The following is a 1,035-nucleotide window of genomic DNA, read 5'->3' as shown; positions in this document are numbered from 1 at the left end:
CTAGAGCATTTTCCTTATTGATATAGGTCGAATCAATCCTCGGCGATAAACTGGGTGCTTCTCACTCAAGGAGGTGCACAGATGAGAGCGTTGAGTATGGATTTGCGAGAACGGATCTTGGCTGCCGTTCTAGAAGGCAATGAGAGCATGCCGAAAATCGCTGCCCGGTTTTCGGTCAGTCATAAGATGGTGCAAAAGCTGAAATATCAATGGCGTGACCTGGGAACGCTTGAGCCCCAGACGCACAAAGTGGGGCGAAAACGCCTGTTGAGCGACAAACAGTGCAAGCGGCTCGATCAGCTTGTACGCGAGGATTCCAGTCTCACGCTCGAGCAACTTCGTTCGAAATTGCGCGTAAGTTGCTGTCTGAAGACGATCTGGATGGAACTGCATCGTCAGGGACATACGCATAAAAAAAGTCGCTACATGCCAGCGAGCAAGAGCGAAGTGACGTTAAAGAACGAAGGATAAGCTGGAAACACCAACAACGCAGGTTGGATATTAGCAAGCTGATATTTCTAGACGAAACGGGTGCTAAGACGAACATGACGCGTCGCTATGGCTGGGGCCCAAGTGATGAGCGAGTCACTGACCTGGTTCCGCACGGACACTGGAAAACAACAACGCTGATCCATGCGATTGATTGTCACGGCAGTCGCGCATCGATGATCACTAACGGCCCAACCAATGCACAGGTCTTTGAAGCCTATGTCGATTGGTTGTTGGCTCCCGCACTGCGTCCCGGCGACATTCTGATCATGGACAACTTGTCGAGTCACAAAAACGCTGTCGTGCTGGAAAAGATTCGCGTGACCGGCGCGGAAGTCCGATTCCTGCCGCCTTATTCACCGGACCTAAATCCGATTGAGCAAATCTTCTCGAAGATCAAAGCTCACTTACGTCGCCTAGCAGTTCGAACCGAACGCAAGCTTTACAACGCAATTGGTAAAGCCATCAAATCAGTGACGCCGACTGATTGCCTGAACTGCTTTCGCCACTCAGGTTATGTCGCACAATAAAAATCAAAATGCTCTA

At 50.3% G+C, this 1,035-nt stretch carries 2 protein-coding genes; both read left to right on the top strand.

Annotated elements, in window-relative coordinates; translation table 11 throughout:
• Positions 1 to 81: 81 nt before the first annotated feature.
• Positions 82 to 471: a COG3415 family protein gene (locus NB063_RS29470; RefSeq protein ID WP_250932889.1), complete on the top strand. Its 390-nt coding sequence runs from the start codon at positions 82 to 84 to the stop codon at positions 469 to 471.
• Positions 468 to 1,019, top strand: coding sequence for an IS630 family transposase (locus NB063_RS29465; RefSeq protein WP_250932891.1), 552 nt, complete (start codon positions 468 to 470; stop codon positions 1,017 to 1,019). Before NB063_RS29470 ends, NB063_RS29465 begins: the two co-directional genes overlap by 4 nt.
• The last annotated feature ends 16 nt before the right edge of the window (positions 1,020 to 1,035 follow it).

Origin of the sequence: Aporhodopirellula aestuarii, from assembly GCF_023701485.1 — a bacterium.
GTDB lineage: Bacteria > Planctomycetota > Planctomycetia > Pirellulales > Pirellulaceae > Rhodopirellula > Rhodopirellula aestuarii.
This window is presented reverse-complemented; position numbering and strand designations above follow the sequence as displayed.

What these genes read in the sequence shown, in the direction of transcription:
- NB063_RS29470 (WP_250932889.1), top strand. Translation starts at nt 82, where the DNA reads ATGAGAGCGTTGAGTATGGATTTGCGAGAACGGATCTTGGCTGCCGTT.